This window comes from Acetivibrio straminisolvens JCM 21531, from assembly GCF_000521465.1.
Lineage (GTDB): Bacteria > Bacillota > Clostridia > Acetivibrionales > Acetivibrionaceae > Hungateiclostridium > Hungateiclostridium straminisolvens.
The window spans coordinates 1-3,101 of the sequence record NZ_BAVR01000121.1 but is presented as its reverse complement, the minus strand read 5'-3'; the positions used below and the strand labels follow the sequence as shown (position 1 = coordinate 3,101).

Genomic DNA, 3,101 nt, shown 5'->3' with positions numbered 1-3,101 from the left:
CGGAATGCTTGATACCCTTATTAACCGGAAGGTAAAGGTAGTCAATCAGGGATCTCCTACAGTAGAGACTGTAATTGAAAAGTATGAGTATACTTATGATGAAGCAAATAATCAAACTAAAAAGATTGAGCACCTGGTTGGTGGAACAAGGATAACAGATTATGAATATGATGCATTGAACCGACTGGAGACGGTAAGTGAGTCAAATGGCAGAGTCACAGTGTACGAGTACGATGTTGCAGGAAATAGAGAAACAGAGAAAATAAGTCAAAGCGGAACAGTGCAAATATTCAACACCTATGTCTACGATAAGCAGAACAGGCTTGAGAGAATTGAGACAACAGGTGTAGAGACCCAAATACAGAGCTATCGTTATGATGAAAACGGCAATCAGACAGAGGTGTATACAGTAAAAGGCTCAACAACGGAGCAGACAGCAAGCTACAGCTATGATTCGCTAAGCAGGATGGTAAGTGCGACAGTCGGAGGAAAGACAGTAACATATACATACAGCGGCGATGGACTAAGAGTAAGCAAGTATGTAGACGGAACCTTGACAAAGTATATATACGAGTATGATAAGGTAGTGCTTGAGCTGGACGGTTCAGGAAACCAAGTCGGAAGGAATATTTATGGAACCAACCTTTTGATGAGACAGGCAGATGGACTTAGCTTATATTATCTGTACAACGGACATGCAGACGTAACAGCTTGTGGATGCAAATACGGGAGTGTTAAGGGCAACATACTACTATGACGCATTTGGTAATATAGAAGAGGAAAAGTACTATGATGCCAATGGAAATCTGACAACAACGCCGATAAACAACAACATAAGGTATGCCGGCTATCAGTATGATGAGGAAACAGAGCTGTATTACCTGACTGCAAGGATGTATGATCCGAAAATTGCAAGATTTTTGCAAGAGGATACATACAGGGGAGACCCAAATGACCCGCTTAGCTTGAATTTGTATACATATGTGAAGAATAATCCATTAGTATACTATGATCCGACAGGACATTGGCCTGAATGGCTGGACAAGAAATTTGAAAATGCAAAGCAATGGGTTAACAAAAAGATTAAGAGTGTTTCAGATGCAGCCTCTAATGTATTGAATACTGCAAAAAATTATGTAAATGAAAAAGTAGTTCAACCAGTAGGCCAAACTATTCAAAAAGGAAAAGAGGTTATTGAATATGTAATTGAGAATAAGCCAAGTAGTCTAAAAGATGGTTTGGCATTGGGAACAGGTATAGCACTGACAACTTTTAAAAATAATGTTTATGACCCATTTGTTGATAAGGTAACAGCTGTTGATGCAATAGTATCTGTTGGAAACTATATGGAATTCTATGATGAAGCGCAAAAAAGATTTGAATACTTTGAAAATAATGTGACAAATTCTTTGGGCATTCAGGATAATGAATACTATTACATAGGAGGTACATTAACTGGTGCTTACAATACGATTAAAGGTACAGCGCAATTTGCAGGTGGTACCTTAATAGGTGTGCGCGGAATTCGAGATACTACGATTGGTATAAAGGGTATATTGAGTGGAGGTGGTACAATATCCTTAACACTTACGGCAGCTGGTGTTGGTGAATTGATGCTTGCTGCAGAAGGTAGTGCCAGTGGAGTATTTAAGGCTAGTAGTGGTTTTGATAGTTTCAACCGGAATTACGAAAAGTTTGCTAAAATGACAGAGGGAACGCGTAGCACTCTAACTTCTAAAGATATACGTTTTACTCAAGACAGTATCTCAGCAACCTTCAAGGATGGTTCTAGCGTTGATGATTTAATTAATGGGTTAAAATCAGGAAAAATATCTCCTAATGATGTGCCAGCAATCCGTATATTTGAAAAAGATGGGGTGATTTATTCTTTGGATAATAGACGACTATATGCCTTTAAAGAAGCGGGAATTGATAATATTAATTATGTATGGGCAACCCCTGAGGAAATTGCCAATGAAGCTTGGAAAATGACAACAAACAATGGTGGAGTCACAATAAGAGTAAGAGGAAGGTAGGAGGTTATATGAATATTTTAATCTATAAAAAGAATATGAATTCCATACAACACCAATGGAGAACATAGTATTAAATCCTTATTCAATTGAAATCGATATTGATAATATTGAAGAAGAACGCTACAGGATACTCATAAAACCATATATAGCGTTTAAGGTCGTAACTATTGATTGCGTATCAAGTAGAGATTATTTTCATGAATACTGTTATCGAGATGGAAGATTCCATAGGCATATTTTGGAAATTGAAAATTCACCTTGGATTGAACAATTAGGGAAAAATATAGCATATCATAATAGCCATATTCTTCGAGACGTAAAACACTTTGTATTACCATTGCAAGATATTGTTATAGAGGTTATAGCAAAAGAACTAGTAATCACAAAACTATAATAATGGGCTACTCAACTGAAAGCGCAGTAGCAAGCCAATACCCGGCAAGCCAATACAACGGCAAGTCGGGTTTTCTTTTTATCTGTGCTTGACATATCGTAATACAATGTGATACAATAAAACCAACAAGAAACACAGGAGGTGCATTGATGTCTACAGAAAAGGATAGTATGTTACGGGTAAGGCTTACACAAAGGCAGTCGGATGAATTGGACGCATCATTGATGAGCTTCAAGCACAAATGCCGGAGGCAAGCGTTACTACATCAAGCATAGCAAGATACGCTCTGGAGAAGTATGTAAGCGACCATATTGCCAAGCGCGACGGTACCAAGATTTTCATTGAAATCAGTACAGCAGATGCCACAGAAGAGGATATAAAGAATCTCTATGACCTCATTTCCAAGCTGTTTGATGAAACAAAGGAAAATTACTCACCAATGGTTAATTACATGGTTGGGGAGATTTTAGAGCCTGTGATGATGAAGATGGCAAGCCTCATGAAGCCTAAGAAACCGGAGGTGAGGGATGGTGAGTAAGAAACAGTACACAGTCCGCTGCCCCCATTGCAATCACAGAGTATTTGATGCCGATTATGCTGATGTTGAAATCAAATGCCCAGTATGCAGAATGGTTTTTGAAGTAAAGCTGGAGAAAAAGGCGGGGTGAAAA

General features: G+C 38.4%; 3 protein-coding genes and 2 pseudogenes. All 5 read left to right on the top strand.

Annotation, left to right across the window (positions count from 1 at the left end; translation table 11 throughout):
• Positions 1 to 757: pseudogene (locus JCM21531_RS16805) on the top strand (hypothetical protein); the annotation flags it as partial.
• The gene (locus tag JCM21531_RS16800) at positions 714 to 2,036 is read left to right on the top strand and encodes an RHS repeat-associated core domain-containing protein (protein WP_094184851.1); all 1,323 of its coding nucleotides are present in this window, start codon (positions 714 to 716) and stop codon (positions 2,034 to 2,036) included. The pseudogene JCM21531_RS16805 and the gene JCM21531_RS16800, both read left to right, overlap by 44 nt.
• A gap of 55 nt (positions 2,037 to 2,091) precedes the next feature.
• Positions 2,092 to 2,430, top strand: a complete 339-nt coding sequence (locus tag JCM21531_RS16795; protein WP_038291535.1) for a hypothetical protein — start codon at positions 2,092 to 2,094, stop codon at positions 2,428 to 2,430.
• A 149-nt stretch (positions 2,431 to 2,579) separates the two neighbouring features.
• Positions 2,580 to 2,968: pseudogene (locus JCM21531_RS16790) on the top strand (hypothetical protein).
• Entirely contained in the window at positions 2,958 to 3,098 is a 141-nt protein-coding gene (locus JCM21531_RS19075; RefSeq protein WP_003515128.1) for a hypothetical protein, read from the top strand. Before JCM21531_RS16790 ends, JCM21531_RS19075 begins: the two are co-directional and overlap by 11 nt.
• Positions 3,099 to 3,101: the final 3 nt, after the last annotated feature.